Below are 22,610 nucleotides of genomic sequence, written 5' to 3'. Positions count from 1 at the left end.
CGACATGGCGATGCCTGAATTCACGATGCGCCAGCTGCTTGAGGCCGGTGTTCACTTCGGTCACCACACCCGCCGCTGGAACCCGCGCATGGCGCCGTACCTGTTCGGTGTGCGCAACCAGGTCCACATCATCGACCTGCAGCAGACCGTTCCCATGCTGGACCGCGCGCTCAAGGCGATCCGTGACACCGTGGCCGGTGGTGGCCGCGTGCTGTTCGTGGGCACCAAGCGCGCCGCAGCCGACCAGATTGCCGAAGCCGCCAAGCGCTGCGGCCAGTATTACGTCAACCACCGCTGGCTGGGCGGCATGCTGACGAACTGGAAGACCATCACCGGTTCGATCAAGCGCCTGCGCAGCATTGACGAAATGCTGGAAAACGGCACCCAGGGCCTGACCAAGAAGGAAGTCCTGGACATCACCCGAGACCGTGAGAAGCTGGAGCGTTCGCTCGGCGGCATCAAGGAAATGGGCGGCCTGCCGGACATCCTGTTCGTGATCGACACGAACAAGGAAAAGCTGGCGGTCGAGGAAGCCAACAAGCTGGGCATCCCGGTTGTGGCCGTGCTGGACAGCAACTCCGACCCGCGTGGCGTGACCTTCCCGATCCCGGGCAACGACGACGCCATCCGCGCCATCGCGCTGTATTGCGAACTCGTGTCTTCCGCCGTGCTGGATGGCATCTCCGCCGAGCTGGGTGCGTCGGGCGAGGATTTCGGCGCGTCCGAGGAACTGCCGGTTGACCCGGCGGTGGAAACGGCCGTGACCGAAGCCGCAGCGAGCGCCGAATAAGAAAACCGGCACCAGCGCGGCATGATGGCCGCAAGGTGCAACTGAACGGGCAGGCGCACGCTCCGCAGACAGTGCGGGGCGTGCGCCTGTCGTAAGGAGTATCAGGATAATGGCGGAAATTACTGCAGCACTCGTAAAGGAACTTCGTGAGAAGACCGGCGCGGGCATGATGGACTGCAAGAAGGCCCTCAAGGAAGCCGAAGGCGACATCGAAGGCGCGATCGACTGGCTGCGCAAGAAGGGCCTTTCGGCCGCGGCCAAGAAGTCCGGCCGTGTCACGGCGGAAGGTCTGGTGGGTGTTGCCCAGACGGACCTGAAGGCCGCCATGGTCGAGATCAATGCCGAGACCGACTTCGTGGCGCGTAACGAGCATTTCCAGAACTTCGTCTCGGAAGTGGCGCATGCCGCCCTGAGCGTTGGCGACGATCTGGAAAAGCTGAAGGCCGCCGTGCTGAAAAGCGGCCGCACCGTTGCCGATGAACTGACCCACCTGATCGCCACCATTGGCGAGAACATGTCCATCCGCCGCGCCCGCGTGCTGAGCGTGCCGTCTGGCGTGGTCGCGACCTACGTGCATGGCGCGGTCAGCCCCGGGCTTGGCAAGATTGGCGTTCTGGCCGCCGTCGAGGCCCCTTCCGCCAGCGAGGCGCTGGAAGACCTGGGCCGCCGCATCGGCATGCATGTTGCCGCCACCCGTCCGGCGGCGCTGGATGTGGACAGCGTTGACCCGCAGGCGCTGGAGCGTGAGCGCGCGGTGCTGGTGGAGCAGGCCAAGGCGTCGGGCAAGCCCGATGCGATCATCGAGAAGATGGTCGATGGCCGTATCCGCAAGTTCTACGAGGAAGTGGTGCTGCTGGAGCAGATCTGGGTGCATGATGGCGAGAGCCGCGTGCGCAAGATCGTGGAGAAGGCGGGTGCGAAGCTGACCGGTTTCGATCGCTTCCAGCTTGGTGAAGGCATCGAGAAGGAAGAAAACGACTTTGCCGCTGAAGTGGCAAAGGCCGCAGGTCAGTAAAAACTTGCCGGTTTCCGGTTCCTTACGTGCAAGGGCGGGTGTCTCCTGATGGAATGGGAGGCACCCGCCCTTGTGCTTTCGGCCACCCCCTATGGGGAAGGCAGCGCCATCGTGCATGTGCTGACCGGCGAGTACGGCCTGTATCATGGTCTGGCCCGTGGCGGCTCCGCCAGCCGGGGCCGTGCGACATGGCAGACTGGCAACCTGGTGCGTGCGCGCTGGACCGCGCGCCTGCCCGAGCAGTTGGGCAGCATTACCGCCGAGACGGTCCATGCCTCGGCCGCGCGTATCCTTGATTATCCGCTGCCGCTGGCCATGCTGGCCTCACTGTGCGCGCTGGCCGATGACTGCCTGCCCGAGCGTGAGCCGCATCCGGCCATATTCCAGGGACTGACCAGCCTGCTGGCGCGCATCAGCCTTGACCCGCAATGGGCGGAGGCCGAAGCCATGCCCGAGATCGTGCGGTGGGAGCTTATGCTGCTGTCGGATCTGGGGTTCGGGCTGGACCTGGGCGGCTGTGCCCTTGGTGGCAGCCGTGAGGATCTGCGCTGGGTCTCGCCCCGCACCGGGCGGGCGGTATCGGATGAAAAGGCGGGGGCGTGGCGCGACCGCCTGCTGCCACTGCCCGGTTTCATCCTGCATCCGCAGCAGGTTGCTACGCCACGGGACTGGCATGACGGGCTGCGGCTTTCAGGCCATTTCCTGCGGCGCGACGCCTTTGGCCAGCGCCACCGCCCGGTGCCCGAGGCCCGGGGCAGGCTTGCGGACATGATCGCCCGCAGGGCCGACATCCCCGCTGATGGTGAGCGGGAAGAAGACCCGGCCAACCCGCCGGGCTGACAGAACCATTGGACAAACCCCAAAGTTTCGCTATCTGTTCACCTGCGGGAGGAAGATCGCATGCCTGTGGATACAACAGCCGGCCATATTGAAGATACCAAGCTGGCCGATGCGCTGAGCGAGCGCTATCTGGCCTATGCCATGTCAACCATCATGTCGCGCTCGCTGCCCGATGTGCGTGACGGGCTGAAGCCGGTGCACCGGCGCATGGTCTATGCCATGCAGCAGCTCAAGCTGGACCCCACCGCAGGGTTCAAGAAATGCGCCCGCGTGGTGGGTGACGTAATCGGTAAATACCACCCGCATGGTGATGCCTCGGTCTATGAGGCGCTGGTGCGGCTGGCCCAGGATTTTGCCGTGCGCTACCCGCTGGTGGAAGGCCAGGGCAATTTCGGCTCCATCGATGGTGATAACGCCGCCGCCATGCGGTACACCGAATCCCGCCTGACAGCGGTGGCCAAGGCCCTGCTGGAAGGGATTGACGAGGACAGCGTCGATTTCCGTCCCACCTATGACGGGGAGGAACATGAGCCCGTCGTCCTGCCGGCGGCCTTTCCCAACCTGCTGGCCAATGGGGCGGCGGGTATTGCCGTGGGCATGGCGACATCGATCCCGCCCCACAACGTGGGTGAAATCTGCGCGGCCGCGCTGGCCCTGATCCGCAAGCCCGCCACCACCACGGCGGAACTGCTGGCCCATATGCCCGGTCCCGATTTTCCTACCGGCGGCAGCATTGTCGAGGACCGGGACGCCATACTCCGTGCTTACGAGACGGGGCGTGGTTCCTTCCGCATCCGCTCGAAATGGGATGTGGAGCAGGGACGTTTCGGCACATGGCAGATCGTGGTGACCGAAATCCCGTATCAGGTGCAGAAATCCCGCCTGATCGAGCAGGTGGCGGATCTTATGGAGCAGAAGAAGCTCCCGCTGCTGGCCGATATCCGTGATGAAAGCACGACCGACATAAGGCTGGTGCTGGAGCCGAAATCCCGTGGCATCGAGCCTGCGGTGCTGATGGAAACACTGTTCCGCGCGACCCAGCTTGAAAGCCGCTTCGGACTGAACATGAACGTGCTGGGGGCCGACCAGGTGCCCGGCGTGCGGAGCCTGAAGGAGGTGCTGCAGGCATGGCTGGACCACCGCCATGACGTGCTGCTGCGGCGCAGCGCCAACCGCCTGCAGGCGGTTGACCGGCGGCTGGAAATCCTGAACGGCTTCCTTGCGGTCTACCTCAATCTGGATGAGGTGATCCGTATCGTGCGCGAGGAAGATGATGCGAAATCGGCCCTGATCGCGGCGTTTGACCTGACCGAACTGCAGGCGGATTCGGTGCTCAACATGCGCCTGCGCAGCCTGCGGCGGCTGGAGGAAATGGAGATCCGCAACGAGCACGCCAGGCTCAGTGCCGAGAAACAGGCGCTGCACGACCTGCTGGAGAACGAAGGCCAGCGGTGGAAGCATATCGCGGGCGAGATCAAGGATATCCAGAAGACCTTTGGCGGCGGCACATTGGGCAAGCGGCGGAGCCTGCTGGCCGATGCCCCCGTTGAAATCGATGTGGAAGCCGCCCTGCCGGTCGAACGCGACCCGCTTACGGTCATCCTGTCACAGAAGGGCTGGATCCGTACCGTGCGCGGCCATGGGCAGGACCCGCAGGCGCTCAAATTCAAGGAAGGGGATGATCTTGGCATGGCGGTCGAATGCTACAGCAATGACCGGCTGTGCGTGTTCGCGACCGACGGGCGTGCCTTTACCCTGCGGGTGGCCGATCTGCCGCGCGGGCGCGGTGATGGCCAGCCGCTGCGGCTGCTGATCGACCTGTCCAATGATGAGGACATCATCACCATGTTCCCGCTGGATGACGCGCGCAGGCGACTGCTCGCGTCCAGCACGGGGCGCGGCATGATCGTGGCGGAATCGGCCATGACGGCGGAAAAACGCACCGGCAGGCAGGTGCTCAACCTGAAGGACCGGGAAAGTGCCCTGATCTGCGTCCCGGCGGAAGGGGATCATGTGCTGGTGCTGGGCCAGAACCGGCGCATGCTGGTCTTTCCGCTGGACCAGTTGCCTGAAATGGCGCGCGGCCTTGGTGTCATCTTGCAGAAATACAAGGATGGCGGCCTGAAGGATGCGGTGGTGTTCACGGCCGATGCGGGTGTGGCGTGGCCCGATCCCGCGCGCGTGCGCGCCTTTGCCGATCTGAAGGATTATGTAGGCAAGCGCGCGGAAATGGGCAAACCCGCGCCCGCATGGGCCACCCGCAGGCCGCGTGGCTGAATACTGACAAAAAGGAACAGAAATTGCCGGGGCGCGTGCCCCTTTTCAAAAAAGGCGGCTCCCGGAAACTTTTATTGTTTTTTGTCAATAAGTTGTTTTCAAGCGGTTTCTAATACAGCCTGTTATGCCGGGCGGAACATTCCGTCCGGCAGGAAGGCGCTTTCATGCGCCTGCTGGCTGGCGTAGTCAGCCAGGTCCAGGTCGTGCCATACGCCGCGTGTCATGATCTGGGCCGGGCGGAAGCGGGCCTTGTAGGCCATCTTGCGGCTCTCGCTTATCCAGTAGCCAAGATACAGGTAGGGCAGGTCGAGCATGCGGGCATGGTCAATCAGGTGAAGCACCGCGAAGGTGCCCAGTGATCTGTGCTGCTGGCCGGGATCATAGAAATCATAAACGGCGGATAGCCCGTCATCCAGCTGGTCCACCAGCGCCACGCAGGCCAGCGTGCCTTCCGTGTCACGGAATTCGATCATGAAGGTCTCGACCGTGGTATCCTCGATCATCGCCCGATAGTCGGGAAAGGTCATGGAGGCCATGTCCCCCCCCACATGCCGGATGGACTGGTAGGCGCTGAACAGGGTGTACTGCTCCGGCGTTGCACGCGGGGGGACGCGGGTTGCACGCAGTCCGGCATTGCGGCGCCTTATGCGCAGCTGCGTACGGCTGGGGGCAAAGCGCGCCACCGGCACGCGTATGGGCGTGCATGCCGTGCAGCTTGCGCAGACCGGGGCATAGGCAATGGTGTGGCTGCGGCGGAAGCCCGCGCGTGACAGGCGGTTATGGAAGGCGACCGCCTCCGTCCCGCCAATTTCGGTCACGACCTTGCGCTCCATGCGCCCCGGCAGGTAGGGGCAGGGCATGGGGGCCGTGGTGTAGAACAGCTGCGGATGCCGTGGCGATGTATAGGTCATGCGCTCTCACCAGCCGGAAAACAGGAACAGGCAGTCCGGCCAACAGGAAAAATGGACTGCCGCTGTCCTATACGGTTATCATATTCTTCTGGTTGCAGGCATCAACTATCCGGTCACGGGCTTATGCTTTCACGCAGGGGGGCCTAACCCCGGAGCAGACGGGCGGCATCCAGCGCGAAATAGGTCAGCACGCCATTCGCCCCCGCGCGGCGGAAGGACATCAGGCTTTCCAGGATCACGCGGTCACGGTCCAGCCAGCCATTCTGGATCGCGGCCATAAGCATCGCGTATTCGCCCGAGACCTGATAGGCGAAGGTTGGCACGGCGAATTCCTGCCGCACGCGCTGGATTACATCCAGATACGGCATGCCGGGCTTGACCATCACCATGTCGGCGCCTTCCAGCAGGTCCTGGCCGACTTCTCGCAGGGCCTCGTCGCTGTTGGCGGGGTCCATCTGGTAGGTTTTCTTGTCGCCCGTCAGCAGCCCGCCCGAACCCAGCGCATCGCGGAACGGGCCGTAGAAAGCGCTGGCGTATTTCGCGGCGTAGGACATGATGCGGGTATTGACCAGCCCGCCTGCGTCCAGTGCGGTGCGGATGGCGCCAATGCGCCCGTCCATCATGTCCGACGGGGCAATGATGTCGATTCCGGCGGCCGCCTGGTTGACCGCCTGGGTTGTCAGGATTCTGACGGACGGATCATTGACCACGTAACCGCCTTCGATCAGGCCGTCATGGCCGTGGCTGGTATAGGGGTCAAGCGCCACGTCGCCCACAAGGCCGATTTCGGGAAATTCCTGCTTGAGCAGCCGGGCGGCACGGCACATCAGGTTATCGGGGTTGGTGGCTTCCGTCCCGGCTTCGTCACGCAGTTCGGTGGGGGTGATGGGGAACAGGGCAATGGCGGGGATATCCAGCTTCGCCGCCGGTTCCACATGGGCCGCAAGCCGGTCGAGGCTGACACGCTGCACGCCGGGCATGGACGCGACATCGGTGATCGAGCCGGTCCCCTCCGTCACGAAGATCGGCCAGATCAGGTTATCGGTCGAAAGCGTGTTTTCGGTTACCAGCCGCCGTGTGAACCGGTCGTGCCGGTTGCGCCGCAGCCTTACTTGGGGAAACTGACCGATACTCATCCAATCCAACTCCATTCAGGGAAGGGATGACTATGATCGCGCAGCCACCCCGCGCCAAATTATGATCCGGTAATCCTGCCGCCATCAGGGCGTGTGCCGCATGGCAGGCATGTCCTTGCCCCGTGTCGTCGCCAGCCGGCTGTGACGCATGCCGTATGTCCCGTACACCACCATGCCGATGGCAAGCCAGCCCACCAGCCGCAGCCAGGTCAGCCCGTCCAGCGAGACCATCATGACCAGGCAGCTTGCAATGCCGGCCAGCGGAATCACGGCCCCGCCGGGCACGCGGAATACCCGTGGCCGGTCGGGTTCACGCCTGCGCAGCACGATAACCCCCACGCATACGATGACAAAGGCCAGCAGGGTGCCGATCGATGTCATGTGCGCCAGCTGCTCGATGGGCAGGAAGGCGGCAAGCCCGCCCGTCACCACCATGAAGAACAGGTGGCAACCCACGGGTGTGCCCCATCCGGCATGGGTGCGGCCGAACAGGGGCGGCAGCAGCCCGTCACGCGCCATGGCGAAGAACACCCGGCTCTGCCCCAGCAGCATGACCAGTATGACCGACAGGAAGCCGCATATGATGCCCAGTTTGACCGCAGCCTTCAGCCAGCCGAACGGTGTCTGGTCAATGGCGGTGGCAACGGGGGCGGCGTCGCCTGCCATGGCATGGTAATTGACCAGGCCCGTCAGCACGAAGGAAAACGCGATATAGACCGCCGTGCAGATGGCCAGGCTGGCCATGAGGCCGATGGGCATGTCCCGGCCGGGATTGCGGGTTTCCTGTGCCACGGTGGAGATCGCGTCAAACCCCAGATAGGCAAAGAACACGGTACCCGCCGCGCGCAGGATGCCCGAAAGCCCGTATTCCCCGAATGTACCCGTGTTGGGTGGGATGAAGGGGGTGTAGTTCGCCATTTTTATGTAGGGCAGGCCAAAGCCGATGACGGCGGCGATGACCGTAAGCTTGATGATGACGACAAGCATGTTCATCCGTGCCGAACCCGCGATGCCGCGCATGAGCAGCACCGATATCGCCACGATGATGAACACGGCCGGCAGGTTGGCAATGCCGTGCACGGGCTGGCCATCGGCCATGCCCACCACCTCGAAGGGCGAGGCCATGAGCCGGGGGGCAAGGTGAATGCCCCATCCATCCAGCAGGGAGCGCATGTAGCGCGCCCAACTGACCGATACGGCCGAGGCGCCCACGGTGTATTCCAGCACCAGGTCCCACCCGATCACCCAGCCAGCCAGTTCCCCCAGTGCGGCATAGGCATAGACATAGGCGCTGCCCGCCGCCGGGATCATGCCCGCCAGTTCGCCATAGCACAGCCCGGCAAAGGCGCAGGCCACCGCCGCCAGCGCGAAGGATATGACGACCGCGGGCCCCGCGTTGCTGCCCGCGGCAATGCCGGTCAGCGAGAACAGGCCCGCCCCGATCGTGCCCCCCACGCCCAGGGCGATCAGGCTGCCCAGGCCCAGCACGCGTTTCAGCCCCGCACTGTCCGCCGGGGGGGCTACGGGCAGCCTGCGCAGCAGCGCCTGCGCCAGACCGGACTTCAGGCGTGTGTTCATGGCATGTCCTGGCGGGCGGCCCGGGTGGGGGTGGGAAATGCTACAACAGTCAAATCAGCCCGTCTCCATCATTTTGGCGTTGTCTAACCGCCATGATATGGCGCACATAGCAGGCCTGTTCCCCTATGTGTCATATCCGTCTCCTACCCGGAAATGACAGCCGATCCAATGAATGGAGAAACATGACGGTGCCGGATCCTATCAGCCAGACTGAACTCAAGCAGTTTTTCCGCGCCCCTCTGGCCGAAGTCGACCCCGATGTGGCCGCCATTATCGATGCGGAAAAGGTCCGCCAGCGCGACGGTATCGAACTGATCGCCAGCGAGAACATGGTGTCCGCCGCCGTTATGGCCGCCCAGGGCAGCGTGCTGACCAACAAATACGCCGAGGGCTATCCCGGTCGCCGTTATTATGGTGGCTGCGTGGAAGTGGACAAGGTCGAGACCCTGGCCATCGAACGCGTGAAGCAGATGTTTGGCGCCGAATTCGCCAATGTGCAGCCCCATTCGGGCGCCAATGCCAACCAGGCCGCCTTCATGGCCATGGTGAAGCCGGGCGATACCGTGATGGGCATGAGCCTGGCCGCCGGTGGCCACCTGACCCATGGCGCCGCCCCCAACTATTCCGGCAAGTGGTTCAACGCGGTGCAGTACGGCGTGCGCGCGCAGGACGGACTGCTTGACTATGAGGAAATGGAGCGCCTGGCCCGCGCCGAGAAGCCGAAGCTGATCGTGGCCGGTGGCTCCGCCTATCCGCGCATCATCGATTTCGCGCGCTTCCGCGCCATTGCCGATGAGGTCGGTGCCTACCTGATGGTGGACATGGCGCATTTTGCCGGACTGGTGGCGGCCGGGCTGTACCCGTCGCCGGTGCCGCATGCGCATGTCGTGACCTCCACCACCCACAAGACCCTGCGCGGGCCGCGTGGCGGGCTGATCCTGACCAATGACGCGGATCTGGCCAAGAAGATCAACTCCGCCGTGTTCCCCGGCCTGCAGGGTGGTCCGCTCATGCATGTCATCGCCGCCAAGGCCGTGGCATTTGGCGAGGCGCTGCGCCCCGATTTCCGCACCTATCAGGAAGCGGTGGCGAATAATGCCCGCGTGCTGGCCGAAACACTGGTCAAGAGCGGCTTTGACATCGTAACCGGCGGCACCGACTGCCACCTGCTGCTGGTGGACCTGCGCCCCAAGGGTGTGACGGGCCGCGCGGCCGAGCGCGCGCTGGAACGCGCGGGCATCACCGCCAACAAGAACGCCATTCCCTTTGATCCCGAAAAGCCTGCCGTGACCTCGGGCATCCGTCTGGGCAGCCCGGCGGCGACGGCGCGTGGCTTTGGTGAGGCGGAGTTCCATGAAGTGGGCCTGATGATTGACGAGGTGCTGACCGCCCTGGCCAAAAGCGAGGGGCAGGAAGGCTGTGCAAGGACGGAGCAGGCCGTGCACGCGCGCGTCAAGGCGCTGTGCGCGCGCTTTCCCATCTATGCCTGAAAGACGGCTTTAAAATAACGCTTTGACAAAAAAGACAAAAGTTTCCGGGTGCCGCCTTTTTTCAAAAAGGCGGCATTCTTTTTTTGTAACGCGCGGGCGCGCCGTGGTCAGGATGCCGGGCCGTTACCATTCATGCCGGCATCCACGCGGGCCAGGCGCACGGCGGTATGGCCGCGTGCCGGGCGCAGGTTGGGCATGACCAGCATGCAGTGCGGGTAAGGGGTGCGGATGTCGTCCCCCCCGTCATGCGCCACCACCGTTCCGGCATGGGGCAGGATTTCCCCCCCGTGGAAGGGTCGGACAAAACGGAACATGCCGGTCCGTGCGGTCACGACATGGGTCACCACCCTGTCATGCCGGGGCAAGGGGCCTTCATCCCCCCCCGGCAGGCCGCAGCATGGGCCGATTACGGACAGTACGGCCTGCATGGCCCGGTCCACCGTCGCCTGCTGCCAGTGCTGTCCCGCTTCCAGCAGGCAGGCCGCTGCCTTTCCCCCGGTAAAGCGGGGATGGTCGATCAGCCTGCACCCGCCCCTGTGCCCCCGGTCGGCCACGCATATATCCACCCCGCGAATGCGCCGCGCCATGCGCCGCCCGGCGGTCGAGATGCCCGACAGCAGCAGCGGGTCGCCCGGCCACAGCATGGAATGCAGGTCCAGCAGCCTGTCCGCCGTCAGGATGACTGGCAGCAGTTCACGCGCGCGATCGAGTTCATGCGACGTGTGGCTGCTTTCCAGCATGTCGGGCGACCAGACGCGGTTCATGTCCTCGTCCACGCAGCGTGCCCGGACCGGTGCTTCGGGGTCGAACAGGGCCATGGCCGCGGGGTTGGCAAAAACCAGCGACAGGCGTCCCGCGCGGGGGCGGACGCGGGCACGCAGCAGGCGGTCAAGCACGATGGCGCCGGAAAACTCGTTGCCGTGGATCAGGCTGACACACACCACGTGCGGCCCCGGCCTGCGCCCTTCGTAATGCATGACACCCGGTATGCCGCAGTTCCCCCCAAGCCAGGGTGACAGGTCGGGCGGGGTGATCCCGACCGTCCATCGGGGCAGGCGGGAAGGCGGAGGGGGCAGGCGGTCAAGAAACGGGGTGGGCCGCGCAACGCGCACCGGCAGCGGCGTATCCTCCGGCCCGTATGTCATGTCATGTGCGCCCCGGCGTGGGGCATGCCGCGTCTGTCATGCCGGGGGCATGGGGGTGCAGGGCGTGGCGCGTGATCATGCAATGCAGTTTAGCCAGCCTTCACCCGACGGCAAGGCCACCTGCGGCGATGGCGCATGACAAATCCATGACCGTGTCCCAGCGGCATCTATTCCGGCAGGCTGGCAATGCGGATGCGCTGTCCCGTCAGGCGCTCGATCTCGCGCAGCGCCTGACGTTCCTCCGGCGCGCACAGCGCCACGGCAACCCCCCTGCGCCCCGCGCGCGCGGTGCGGCCAATGCGGTGCACGTAGGATTCGGGCTGGGGGGGAATGTCGTGGTTGATCACCAGGGCCACATCGTCAATATCGATTCCGCGCGCCATGACATCGGTGGCCACCAGCACGCCTACGCGGCCCTGCCGGAAGTCGCGCAGCATGCGCTCGCGCCTTGCCTGTGAATGGTCGCCATGGATGGCAATGGCGGGAACCAGCGCCGATATGGCACGCGCCACGCCATCGGCTTCCTGCCGGGTGCGCACGAACACCATCACGCGCTGCGTGCCGTATTGCCGCAGGCAGGCAAGCGTGGCCTGTGTCTTGTGCCGCATGGGCACGAAAATGGCGTATTGCGCGATGCGGGGCGCCGGCGCGTCTTCCACCGCCATGCTGACGCGCGTGGGGCGGTGCAGCAGGCGGGCGGCCAGTTCGGCCATGGCGGGTGGCAGGGTGGCGGAAAACAGCAGGGTCTGGTGCCGTGGCGGCAGGGCGGCGGCAAGGGCCAGCATTTCCTCGGCAAAGCCGGGGTCGAGCATGCGGTCCGCCTCATCAAGCACAAAGATACCGACGGCCGAAAGATCCAGTTCCCCCCCGTGTACAAGATCGGTCACCCGTCCGGGCGTGCCCACCACGATGGCGGTCCCGTCCGCCAGTGTCCTGGCCTGTGCCACGCGCGCGGTGCCCCCGGTGGCCTGCATCACCCGCAATCCGCCACCGCGCGCAAGCCCCCGCAGCACGCCCGCGATCTGCCCCGCCAGTTCCCGCGTGGGGGCAAGGACAAGGCAGCGGACACGGCTGTTATCGGTCTCCCGCGCCATGAGCATGGACACGATGGGGGCGGCGAAGGCCACGGTCTTGCCACTGCCCGTGCCCGCGCGTGCCTCCACATCCCGTCCGGCCATGACGGGGGGGATGACCGCGCCCTGAATGGCGGAAGGCGCCTGCAGCCCCATCCGTGCCAGGGCGGCCACCACGCGGCCATCCAGCCCCATGCCGGAAAATGTCGGTTCTGTCTCGTTCATTGCTGTCCCTTAGCGCGGCTGGGCGCCGGACAAAAGGGGCCGGGCATTGACGCGCTCCGTCTCATCCCGCCACATGGCGCGATGACAGCAGTACCGCATCTTGCATCCGTTATCGCGGCAGACCTGGCCGGCATGCGTTCGCAGACATTCGGGCTGGCGCAGCGTGCAGGCCTGGAGCCACGCCTGCATGCGCTGGTGCCACGCGGCGTGTGGCGGCATGTACCGGCGGCGTGGTGGCCCGCCCCCCTGCGCGCCGTGCAGCCGCTGGGGCTGGCGGCGGATGACCTGGCGCATCCCGTCATCAGCATTGGCGGCAGTGGCGGTGCGGTGGGGGCGGCGCTGCGCAGGCAGGGCGCGCGGGTGATCCAGGTGCAGAACCCCCGCCTGCCGCCCGACCGCTTTGACCTGGTCATCGCCAACCGGCACGACAGGATTGCGGGGCCGAACGTGGTCCTGACCCGCACGGCGCTGCATGGCGTGACCCCGGAACGGCTGGCGCAGGCATGTGTGGAATGGGCGCCACGCCTTGCCCATCTGCCACGCCCGCTGGTTGCGGTGCTGGTGGGGGGGGGCAACGGGCGCTTCCGGCTGGGCAGGGCGGAGGGGGCGTCGCTGGCGGCGGGGCTTGCCGCCATGATGCGGCGCGACCGTGTGGGGATTGCCCTGACCCCCTCACGCCGCACCGCGCCGGAGGTCTGCCTTGAACTGCGCCACGCGCTGGCGGGGCCGGATGCGTGGATCTGGGACCAGTCCGGCCCCAACCCCTATCTGGGGCTGCTGGCCTGCGCGGATGCCATTGTGGTGACGATGGACAGTGTCTCCATGATTTCGGAGGCCGTGGCAACCACGGCCCCGGTCATGGTGGCGGCCCTGCCGGGGCGCTCGCGCCGGATCGGGCACTTCCTGCAGGAACTGATGCAGGCGGGGCGTATCCGCCCCTTTGCCGGGCGGCTGGAAACATGGCCGGCCAGCCCGCTTGATGATACGGTGATGGCGGCCGAGGCGGTGCGTCATTACCTTGGCCTGCGGTTGCCTGAATAATAATCCTCCCGCTTGCGTCCAGAGTGGAATAAGAACAGGTCCATGCTCGGCATTCGTACTTTTGACCCGCATTCGGGTGGCAATATCGCCTACAAGGCCCTTACACACCCGCTGGCCGCGGAAAGGCTGGACGTGCTGGCACGCCAGCTTGCCAGTGCGGGCCCCGTGGCGCTGTATGACCCGCACGGCATGGCCGGCACGCTGCTGGCCCTGCTGCCCCGCCCGATTACCGTGGCCGGGATCTACACACATGATTCGCTAAAGGTGGGGCAGGACCGCGCGGGCCATGCGCTGCGGCCGGTCGTGGACCTGCGCCAGACCACGGCGCGCGCGATATGGGCGCTTGATTTCAGCCAGGCGGCCATGTGCGCCCGTCTGTCCACCCTGCTGCCACCGGGCGTCGTGCTGCACACGCTGGAGCCGGTGCGCCTGCCCGTTGCCATGCTTTCGGTCGCGCATGTCTATCTGGACCGGCTGAATTTTGCCACCAACCTTGCCTTTTTCCGTGACGACGCCGAATTCTCCACCCGTCTGGTCACCGCCAATTACTGGGCACGCTATGGCGCGCGCGGCGTCAGGCTGTGGCTGCGGCTGTTCGATGGCGACGGGCAGGTACTCCATACATGGGAGCAGGACGTGCCGGGGGCAGGGCAGGCCATTGTCATTGACAGTGCCGAGATCCGCCAGCGCTTCAGTCTGCCGGCGTTTACCGGCCAGCTCTTCATCCATGCGCAGGGCATTGCGGGGCATGACGTGGTCAAATACGCGCTGGAGACGCGGGGCCGCAACGCGAATGTCAGCCTGTCCGTCACGCATGACGCCAATGCCTGGCCCGCCAGCCGTTACGCCAACCTGCCCGCCCCGGCGGCGGGGGAGGACGTGGTGCTGTGGGTCCAGAACAGCCACGCGCTGCCCATACCGGCGGGCAGCATGCACCTCAACCGCATGGGGCAGGACGCGCTGGTGCCCATTGACCGCGAACTGGCTCCTTACCAGACCATGGCCGTGCACATGGGCGATGTCCTGCCCGGACTGGCCTGGCCCGAGCAGATCGAATTCCGTGCCGGAGGGTACGTGGTGCGCCCGCGCTACGAGGTGACGCGGGGGGGGCGCACCCGCATCGCGCATCTGAACGTGCAGCGCGCCGACCTGAAGCCTGACCCGCATATTGAAAAACTGGACCCGCGTTTTTTCGGGCGTGGCTACCTGCTGCCGTTCCCGGTGCCGGACCCGGCACGTTACCGCACGCTGCTGCTGCCCGCCCCCATGGCGGAAAGCCTGTCCACCCTGCCGGTCAGGGTGGACTGTTTTGATGCGGAGGGCAGGGGCACCGGGTCGCATTTTCCGGGCTGCCTCGCGCGTGATCATGCCACGATGGTGGATGTGGGCGCCCTTGCGCGGCAGGCCGGGCATGCGGAACTGCTTTATGACTTCCGCGAGGGGGGCACCGCCGATGGCTGGCTGCATGCCCTGATCCGTTATGAGGACCGGGAGAGCGGCCATGTGGCCGAAAGCAGCTTTGGCTCGCACATCTTCAACACCGTCATGACCTATCGGGGGGAGCCGCAGTCCTATGCCGGCTCTCCCCCCGGGCTGAGCACGCGGCTGTTCCTGACGGCGGCATGCGAGGAACCATACAGCTTCTGCTGGCTGATCTACCCCGCCTCGGGCATATGGCATGCGGTGTCGGACACGTCGCTGCACCTGCATGCCGCCAGTGGCGAGGTGATCGCGTGCGAGAAGATCGCCATTCCCATGTCCGGCTCCCGCCTGGTACGGCCCGACCATATTTTTGGCGCGCAGGCCCTGCGCCGTGCGGGTGTGGGGGGGTATGTGATCATACGCGATACCACATGCCGCCTGTTTGGCTATCACGGGCGGCATGATGATGGGGCTGGCCGTTTTTCGCTCGATCACATGTTCGGTTTCTGATCCCCCTGCAAGACAGGCACCGGATGCCCATATGAAAGGTCATCCATGATGGGAAAGCTTCGGCGTGCGATCCGTGCGCGCCGGATCTGAAACGGCGCCACGGGGAAGGGGCAGAAGCCTAGAATGATTGTACAGGACACCAATTTCTTCTGTGACATGCCCGAGGACATGCAATACCTGCGTGATCGTAACCCGCCGCAGAATTTTCTTGAACAGAACATGATCTTCATCCTGCCCGAGCGCCTGCGCAGGTTTCATCGCAACCTGTTCCATGTCCGCCGCACGGATTCGGATGCCACGGTCTATGCGCCGCTGTTCCGTGTGCGCTGCATCAGCGCGCGCGACCCGCTGCCGGAGGGGTATGACGGGCCGTTCGATGTCTTTCCGTTCTATACAAACCCCACCCGCAGGCGGCGGCGGACGCTGGATTACTATGTGCTGTTCCTGTTTCGGGACAAACTGTCTTACGTGAAGTGCCGCGATGCCATTGCACGGGTGCCGTAGGGCGCGTTTGAAAACTGATCACTGATAAAAACGGGAATTTCCTGGATGTTGCCTGTTTTTAAAAAGACGGCCTTCTTCAGGAGCTTTTTGGAAAAGGACCCACCAGAAACGTCCTTATGTTTCAAAGGTGGTCTTTTGGGCGCCAGAAGTGCTGGACAGCACGGCGCAGGCACTACGGCACCACACAAAAATATCTGATTTTCAGGGGGGAGAGACCGGATGGTGGGTGCGACAGGGATTGAACCTGTGACCCCCGCCGTGTGAAGGCGATGCTCTACCGCTGAGCTACGCACCCATCCGCTTCGGTGGGGTCTTATTAATCCAGCAGCGGCGGGGGCGCAAGGGGGAAAAACAGGCCCATCATGCTATTTTCTGCCCGGGCGGCGGATACGGTAGATCAGGGCCTCGGCAATATGGGCGCGCTCCACATCCGGGCTTGCCGCAAGGTCGGCTATGGTGCGGCTGACGCGCAGCAGGCGGGTAAAGCCACGGGCGGAAAGCGGAATTTTCTCGGCGGCCTGAACCGCGAAATCACGCGCGGCCACGGTAATGCGGAAATCATCGATTGGGGCTTCGGCATTGCGGGCGTCACCCTGTCGCGCGCGCTGGCGCAGCACGGCTTCCATCACGCGGGCGGCCACGATGGCGCTGGATTCACCGCCACGGGGTGCGGCAATGCGGGCAAGGGGCATGGGTTCGACATGCACGGCCATGTCCAATCGGTCCAGCAGCGGGCCGGACAGGCGGGCCTGATAGTCCTCGCCACAGCGTGGGGCCTTGCGGCATTCCTGTGCCGCATCGCCCAGATAGCCGCATTTGCACGGGTTCATGGCGGCGACAAGCTGGAAGCGGGCAGGGTAGGTGACATGGGCCGCGGCGCGGGCAATGGAGATGGACCCCGTTTCCATCGGCTGGCGCAGGATTTCCAGTGCGGAACGGGCAAATTCCGGCAGTTCATCCAGAAACAGCACGCCACGGTGGGCCAGGCTGACCTCACCGGGGCGGGCACGGGCGCCGCCACCGCTCAACGAAGCCGGGCTTGCGGAATGATGCGGGTCGCGAAAGGGCGGGCGGCAGACGGGCTGCCCGTCCTTCAGCAGCCCGCCAATGCTGTGGATACGGCTGATTTCCAGCATTTCCGCCGTGGTCAGGTCGGGCAGGATACCGGGCAGACGGGCGGCCAGCATGGATTTGCCCGCACCCGGTGGCCCGACCATAAGCAGCGAATGACGGCCGGCGGCCGCGATTTCCAGCGCGCGGCGGCCGGTTTCCATGCCGCGTATGTCCGCAAGGTCGGGCAGGGCGGTCAGGTCCGTATCCGGCCGTGCGGGCAGTTCCACCGGTTCGATCACCTGCTGGCCGCGGAAATGGTTGAGCAGTTCGGGCAGGGAGCGGATGGCCAGGATATCCATCGCGTCACTGGCCCAGCGTGCTTCCACCCCTTGGGCTGCGGGGCAGATCAGCCCCAGCGACAGGCCACATGCCGCCATGGCGGCCGGCAGCACGCCACAGACCGGGTTGACGCCGCCATCAAGCGAAAGCTCGCCCAGTGCTGCATGGCGCTGCGCCATGTCGCCCGGCAGCAGCCCCATGACCACCAGTAGCGCAAGGGCTATGGGCAGGTCGAAATGCGAGCCTTCCTTCATCAGGTTGGCTGGCACCAGATTCACCACGATGCGCTTGGCAGGCAGCGCAAGCCCCATGGCGGAGAGCGCCGCCCGTACGCGTTCGCGCGATTCATTGACGGCCTTGTCAGGCAGCCCGACGATCAGGAAGGATGGCAGGCCCACGGAAAGCTGGACCTCGACCTTGACCGGAACGGCCTCGATACCGGAAAAAGCAAAACCGCAGATGGATGCGAGCGCCGTGTCAGTCATGATGGTGATGATGCCGGATATGGACGGGATTGACCATTGGAGAACATGACGGATCAGGCCGGATTACGGGCATGGCCACCCGTCCACGGCATTTTGTTGGCATAATATTTCTTATAAAACTTATGGCGGTGCGGGGAAGAGGGCCTGATGATCCGTTCACCCGGCTGCCCTTCGCACCGCTGTCCCATTCTTTTGTGCAGGTTTGTGCACTATGCCTGTCCCATATGGGACAGGCGGCCTCTGGCACAGGCTGTGGCCGCAATGCCACAGCACGGCGCAATACCCGGTGGCTGTGTCGTGCTTACAGCTTATCCTTAAACGTCGTGCACCATGTCCAGGTCGGCAAAGCGCGTGAACTCGCCTTCAAAGAACAGGTGCACCGTCCCTGTCGGGCCATGGCGCTGCTTTTCCAGGATCAGTTCGGCGCGGTTATGGGCCAGATCCATCTTGCGCTGCCATTCCTCCATCGCGGTCTGGTACTTGTCCTGTGAATCGTAGGAGGTTTCCTTGGGCTGGCGCTGCTGGAGGTAATACTGGTCACGATAGACGAACATCACCGCATCGGCGTCCTGCTCGATCGACCCGGATTCACGCAGGTCCGACAGCATGGGGCGCTTGTCCTCCCTGCTCTCCACCTGGCGCGACAGCTGTGAGAGTGCGATGACCGGTACCGACAGTTCCTTGGCCAGCGCCTTGAGCCCCTGTGTGATCATGGAGATTTCCAGCACGCGGTTTTCCGCCCTGCTCCCCACCGATGGCCGCATGAGCTGCAGGTAATCGACCACCACCAGGCTGAGTCCCTTGGTGCGCGCCAGCCGGCGGCAGCGCGTGCGCATGGCGGACAGCGTAATGGCGGGCGTGTCGTCAATATGCAGCGGCAGCTGGGCCAGTTCGCGGCTGACCTGCACGAAGCGGTCGAATTCCTTCTGCCCCAGGTCGCCACGGCGGATCTTCTCGCCTGACACGCTGGCCTGTTCGGACAGGATACGGGTTGCCAGCTGTTCGGCCGACATTTCAAGCGAGAAGATGGCGACCGACCCCTTGGGCCTGGCATCGGGCGGGGCATCGCGCGCTTCTTCCATGATGGCACGCGCGGCGGAAAAGGCGATCTTGGTGGCCAGCGCCGTCTTGCCCATGGCCGGACGCCCCGCCAGGATCAGCAGGTCGGAGGGATGGAGGCCGCCGGTTTTCTTGTCCAGGTCACGCAGGCCGGTGGTCAGGCCCACCACGTCACCGCTGCGGCTGAAGGCCTGCTGGGCAATGTCCAGCGCCTCGGTCAGTGCGCGGTCGAACGACATGAAGCCGCCATCCTGCCCCTTTTCGGTGGCAAGGCGGAACAGGGCTTCCTCGCTGGCGGCGATCTGGTCGGGGCCATCCAGGTCCGGGCGGGCGCCAAAGGCGTTGTTGACCACGTCCTGACCGATATCGATCAGCTGGCGGCGGATCCACGCATCATGGATCACCCGGCCATAATCGGCCGCATTGATGATGCCGACCATGGAGGTCAGCAGCTTGGCCAGATAGGCCGGGCCGCCCACGGAATCCAGCACGCCCGTATTTTCGAATTCGGCGCGCAGGGTGACGGGGTCGGCCAGTTGCCCCGCCTCGATCCGGCGCGAGATGGCGTCATAGATGCGGCCATTGACCTCCTCGGCAAAATGCGCGCCGGTCAGGAAGTCCGAAACCCGGTCATAGGCCCGGTTATTGGTCAGCAACGCGCCCAGCAGTGCCTGTTCGGCCTGCACGTTGGCCGGGGGCAGGCGTTGCGAGACGCCAAGAAGCGAGTCCTTTTGCCGGGACTCTGCGGAGGAGGGATTCTGGATCGTATTCACGCAGCCCTTCTACCCGATCTTCCATTGCCACCGGAAGGGCGATGATGGGTCATGCCCCCCCCGCCGGGCGGGGCCAGTCCCGCACCAGCCGTTCCGCACGGTGGATGACGGCACGCGCCATTGTCTCCACCCTTTCGCGGGCGTAGCGGTGAAGGATGTCGGCGCGGGCCTGCCGGCCGATGCGCGCGCACAGTTCGGGGCGAGTGTAGAGATGGAGGATCCGCTCGGCCAGGGCTTCCGGCGTGGGGGGAGCCAGCAGGAAACCGTTCTGCCCGTCGCGGATGACATCGGGAATGGCGCCTACCGGCGTTGCGATGACCGGCAGCCCGGCCAGCATGGCTTCATGCACGGCAATGCACAGCCCCTCGAAGCGGGAGGGCTGGACATAGACATGCAGCCTGCGGCAGAAGGCCAGCGGGTCGGGCTGGAAGCCCTCGAAGCTTACGTTTCCCCCGCCCTGCCCGGCCGCCAGCGCCCTGAGGGTGTCCATCTGCGAACCGCTGCCGCATAGTGAAAAATGGATGCGTGCCCCCGGCATCCGCGCGCGGATGACCGCCATGGCGCGAATGGGCAGTTCCATGTTCTTTTCCGGTTCCAGCCGCCCCAGCGCGCCGACATGGAAGACCGTGTTCCCGTCCTCTCCCCGCCATGGCGTGGCGGGAATGGCCGTGGCATCCGCCTCGAACAGAGGCCATGTGCAGATACGCCGTGGCGGGATGCCAAGCTGCCTGTGGGTGACGCGGGCCACGAAATCGGAATCGGCAATCCAGAACGCGCTCATGTTGCGCGTGCGGCGCAGCAGGAAGCGGTTGGCGGGCTTGAGATAGGCACTGTGCTGCCAGCTGGCCACCGGGATGCCCAGTGTCCTGCCGATCAGCTGGCCGAACAGCGTGGCGCGGGTAAGCGATGTCCACAGCATGTCGGGCCGGTTGGCGCGGACATAGGCCATGACCTGCCGCAGCGAGGCAAAGTGCTGCGGGTCACGGTCATCCACGATGTGGTAATCGATGCCCGCTTCCTCCAGCCATGCAATCGCGTTGCCCGCCTTGCGCGCCAGCGCCACCACCCGCACGCTGTGGCCGCAGGCCCGCATGAGCCCGATCACGGCGGGCAGCGGCCGTTCCGCCCCGCCGCCGTTGAGGCTGTTAATGAGATAGAGGATACGCATTCACTACCAACAGCAGGTCCGGCCCGGAACCGGCCCTGCGCCCTGATTTTTCGAACCGGCGCACCGGATATGCAACGGTGGGATGGGTTAATAGGCCAGTTTTGTCCATTGGAAAACACACGGGCCATGCCGCGCGCGCCGCAACCGTGACGGGGGGCTGCCGTTTGGCGCACGCAGGGGGGTGCTGCATCCGTGCGGGTTGTCTCATCGTGCGTTTCTTATTAGGCGTCGACAATACTTTCCATGGAAAATGGTAATGACCATACTCAATACAGCGTCCCTGCCCCATCTGCCGCCCACGATCGTGGTGCCCGCCTATGATCGTGGCAGGGTCACGCCCGGTATCGCGCATATCAGCGTGGGCAACTTCCACCGTGCCCACCAGGCGGTCTACATGGACCGTGTGCTGGCCCGCCCCGGGCAGTCCGGCTGGGGGATACTGGGCATCGGTCTCATGGAAAACCCGCATGAGGCGGCCAAGGCCCAGGACATGGCGGCGCAGGACTGCCTGTATTCCCTGACCGAATGCGCGCCTGACGCGCCCAACGTGGTCCGGGTGATCGGCTCCATCACGCAGTACATGTACGCCCCGGCCGACCGTGCCGCCACCATCGCGCGCCTGGCCGACCCGGCGATCCGCATCGTCAGCATGACCGTGACGGAAGGCGGATATTACGTGGATGAGAACGGGGTCTTCCCCATCGATCATCCCGTGATTGCCGAGGACCTGAAGCGCGATGTGCCCCATACCGTGTTCGGCCTGCTGACCGAGGCCCTGCGCCAGCGGCGCGAGAGCGGTGCCGGTCCCTTCACCATCCTTTCATGCGACAACCTGCCGCAGAACGGCCATGTGGCCCGCACCGCCTTCCTGGGCTGGGCGCGTGCGAAGGATGCGGGGCTTGCGCAGTGGATCGAGGCGAACGTCACCTTCCCCTGCACCATGGTTGACCGCATCACCCCTGCCGTCCATGCCGAGGATGTCCGCCGCCTGGATGCCGAAAGCGGGCTGGATGACCGCATTCCCGTGTTCTGCGAGGATTTCATCCAGTGGGTGGTGGAAGACCGTTTCTGTGCCGGACGCCCGGAACTGGAGGCGGTGGGCGTGCAGTTTACCGACAATGTCCAGCCCTATGAGGAGGTGAAGCTGCACATGCTCAATGCCTCCCATTCCCTGCTGGGGCTGTCGGGCGTGCTGTCGGGCTACCGGGTGGTCAGCGAGATCATGGCGGACCTGAACGAGGTCACGCTGGTCGAGCAGTATCTGGGTTATGATGCGGAACCCCTGCTCAGCGCGCCGCCGGGCATGGCGCTAAGCGAATATGGCCGCCGCCTGCTGCACCGCTTCCGCAACCGTGCCATAAGCGACCAGCTGCTGCGCATCGCATCCGACAGTACGTCCAAGCTGCCCATGTTCATCAGGAGTACCGCAATGGGCGTGATCGCGCATCACCGGCCCGTGGCGCGCATTGCGTTTGTCGTGGCCTGTTATGCCGAATACCTGCGCGGGCATGATGACAGGGGTGAAACCTATGTCATCGTGGAGCCGCACCTGACGGAGGAGGACCGCATCCTGGCCGCGTCTTCCCGGCTGGAGGACGCGCTGGGCATGAGCGCCCTGGCCGGATGGGGCCTGGCGGAGCATCCCGCTTTCGTGCAGGCCTATGTTGCCCTGCGCCAGTCCATCCGCGCGCACGGCACGCGGGCCACGCTGGCAACGGTTATATCCGCCGGGAAATAGATCATTCCGCTCCTGGCGCACGAACCCGAAGGGCTTTC

At 65.0% G+C, this 22,610-nt stretch carries 17 protein-coding genes and 1 tRNA gene; 9 read left to right on the top strand and 9 right to left on the bottom strand.

The features are described 5' to 3' along the window. Positions 1-4: 4 nt before the first annotated feature. The 4 genes from rpsB (at position 5) to parC (ending at position 4,922) form a co-directional block, all read left to right on the top strand. A complete protein-coding gene (gene rpsB, locus CFR78_RS08580) occupies positions 5-790 on the top strand; it encodes a 30S ribosomal protein S2 (RefSeq protein WP_007400489.1) in 786 nt (261 codons plus the stop codon). A 109-nt stretch (positions 791-899) separates the two neighbouring features. Continuing rightward, positions 900-1,805 (top strand): translation elongation factor Ts, encoded by a 906-nt coding sequence (gene tsf, locus CFR78_RS08575; protein WP_007400490.1) that lies wholly within the window; start codon positions 900-902, stop codon positions 1,803-1,805. A gap of 48 nt (positions 1,806-1,853) precedes the next feature. Continuing rightward, positions 1,854-2,645 (top strand): DNA repair protein RecO, encoded by a 792-nt coding sequence (recO, locus tag CFR78_RS08570; RefSeq protein WP_034928238.1) that lies wholly within the window; start codon positions 1,854-1,856, stop codon positions 2,643-2,645. A gap of 60 nt (positions 2,646-2,705) precedes the next feature. After that, positions 2,706-4,922: a DNA topoisomerase IV subunit A gene (parC, locus tag CFR78_RS08565; protein ID WP_034928241.1), complete on the top strand. Its 2,217-nt coding sequence runs from the start codon at positions 2,706-2,708 to the stop codon at positions 4,920-4,922. Between the two features lie 122 nt (positions 4,923-5,044). Here parC and CFR78_RS08560 read toward each other — a convergent pair whose 3' ends face one another. The 3 genes from CFR78_RS08560 to CFR78_RS08550 all read right to left on the bottom strand — a co-directional run bounded on the left by CFR78_RS08560 (position 5,045) and on the right by CFR78_RS08550 (position 8,547). After that, complete coding sequence (locus CFR78_RS08560; protein WP_007400494.1) at positions 5,045-5,833, bottom strand: arginyltransferase; 789 nt, start codon at positions 5,831-5,833, stop codon at positions 5,045-5,047. 143 nt (positions 5,834-5,976) lie between these two features. Continuing rightward, a complete protein-coding gene (hemB, locus tag CFR78_RS08555; RefSeq protein WP_034928244.1) occupies positions 5,977-6,969 on the bottom strand; it encodes a porphobilinogen synthase in 993 nt (330 codons plus the stop codon). Positions 6,970-7,053: 84 nt separating this feature from the next. Further along, complete coding sequence (locus CFR78_RS08550; protein ID WP_007400497.1) at positions 7,054-8,547, bottom strand: amino acid permease; 1,494 nt, start codon at positions 8,545-8,547, stop codon at positions 7,054-7,056. A 200-nt stretch (positions 8,548-8,747) separates the two neighbouring features. Between CFR78_RS08550 and glyA the strand changes: the two genes are divergently transcribed. Beyond that, a complete protein-coding gene (gene glyA, locus CFR78_RS08545) occupies positions 8,748-10,037 on the top strand; it encodes a serine hydroxymethyltransferase (RefSeq protein WP_276202624.1) in 1,290 nt (429 codons plus the stop codon). A gap of 107 nt (positions 10,038-10,144) precedes the next feature. Here glyA and CFR78_RS08540 read toward each other — a convergent pair whose 3' ends face one another. Together CFR78_RS08540 and CFR78_RS08535 are read right to left on the bottom strand one after the other, a co-directional pair. Next, entirely contained in the window at positions 10,145-11,182 is a 1,038-nt protein-coding gene (locus CFR78_RS08540) for a M14 family metallopeptidase (RefSeq protein ID WP_034928247.1), read from the bottom strand. Positions 11,183-11,349: 167 nt separating this feature from the next. Next, positions 11,350-12,480: a DEAD/DEAH box helicase gene (locus tag CFR78_RS08535; RefSeq protein ID WP_007400502.1), complete on the bottom strand. Its 1,131-nt coding sequence runs from the start codon at positions 12,478-12,480 to the stop codon at positions 11,350-11,352. Between the two features lie 81 nt (positions 12,481-12,561). On the opposite strand from CFR78_RS08535, the gene CFR78_RS08530 reads away from it, so the two are divergent. From CFR78_RS08530 to CFR78_RS08520, 3 genes are all read left to right on the top strand, one after another. Then, positions 12,562-13,521 carry a mitochondrial fission ELM1 family protein gene (locus CFR78_RS08530; protein ID WP_034928251.1) on the top strand — a complete coding sequence of 320 codons (960 nt, stop codon included), beginning with the start codon at positions 12,562-12,564 and terminating at the stop codon, positions 13,519-13,521. A 42-nt stretch (positions 13,522-13,563) separates the two neighbouring features. Then, positions 13,564-15,453, top strand: a complete 1,890-nt coding sequence (locus CFR78_RS08525; protein WP_034928254.1) for a hypothetical protein — start codon at positions 13,564-13,566, stop codon at positions 15,451-15,453. Between the two features lie 123 nt (positions 15,454-15,576). Further along, on the top strand, positions 15,577-15,957 hold the full coding sequence (locus tag CFR78_RS08520; protein WP_007400506.1) for a hypothetical protein: 381 nt from the start codon (positions 15,577-15,579) through the stop codon (positions 15,955-15,957). A 220-nt stretch (positions 15,958-16,177) separates the two neighbouring features. Here the strand turns inward: CFR78_RS08520 and CFR78_RS08515 are convergent. The 4 genes from CFR78_RS08515 to CFR78_RS08500 form a co-directional block, all read right to left on the bottom strand. Beyond that, positions 16,178-16,252: transfer RNA gene (locus tag CFR78_RS08515), tRNA-Val, on the bottom strand. 70 nt (positions 16,253-16,322) lie between these two features. Next, positions 16,323-17,834 carry a YifB family Mg chelatase-like AAA ATPase gene (locus CFR78_RS08510; protein ID WP_034928257.1) on the bottom strand — a complete coding sequence of 504 codons (1,512 nt, stop codon included), beginning with the start codon at positions 17,832-17,834 and terminating at the stop codon, positions 16,323-16,325. 314 nt (positions 17,835-18,148) lie between these two features. Then, positions 18,149-19,666, bottom strand: a complete 1,518-nt coding sequence (locus CFR78_RS08505; protein ID WP_007400510.1) for a replicative DNA helicase — start codon at positions 19,664-19,666, stop codon at positions 18,149-18,151. A 49-nt stretch (positions 19,667-19,715) separates the two neighbouring features. Continuing rightward, positions 19,716-20,834, bottom strand: coding sequence for a glycosyltransferase family 4 protein (locus CFR78_RS08500; protein ID WP_034928259.1), 1,119 nt, complete (start codon positions 20,832-20,834; stop codon positions 19,716-19,718). Between the two features lie 256 nt (positions 20,835-21,090). Between CFR78_RS08500 and CFR78_RS08495 the strand changes: the two genes are divergently transcribed. Then, complete coding sequence (locus CFR78_RS08495) at positions 21,091-22,572, top strand: mannitol dehydrogenase family protein (RefSeq protein ID WP_110581082.1); 1,482 nt, start codon at positions 21,091-21,093, stop codon at positions 22,570-22,572. Positions 22,573-22,610 lie beyond the last annotated feature (38 nt).

It is taken from the genome of Komagataeibacter rhaeticus (assembly GCF_003207855.1).
GTDB classification, from domain to species: Bacteria; Pseudomonadota; Alphaproteobacteria; order Acetobacterales; family Acetobacteraceae; genus Komagataeibacter; species Komagataeibacter rhaeticus.
Note: the sequence above shows the minus strand (reverse complement) of the source record. Positions and strands in the feature narration are given on the sequence as shown.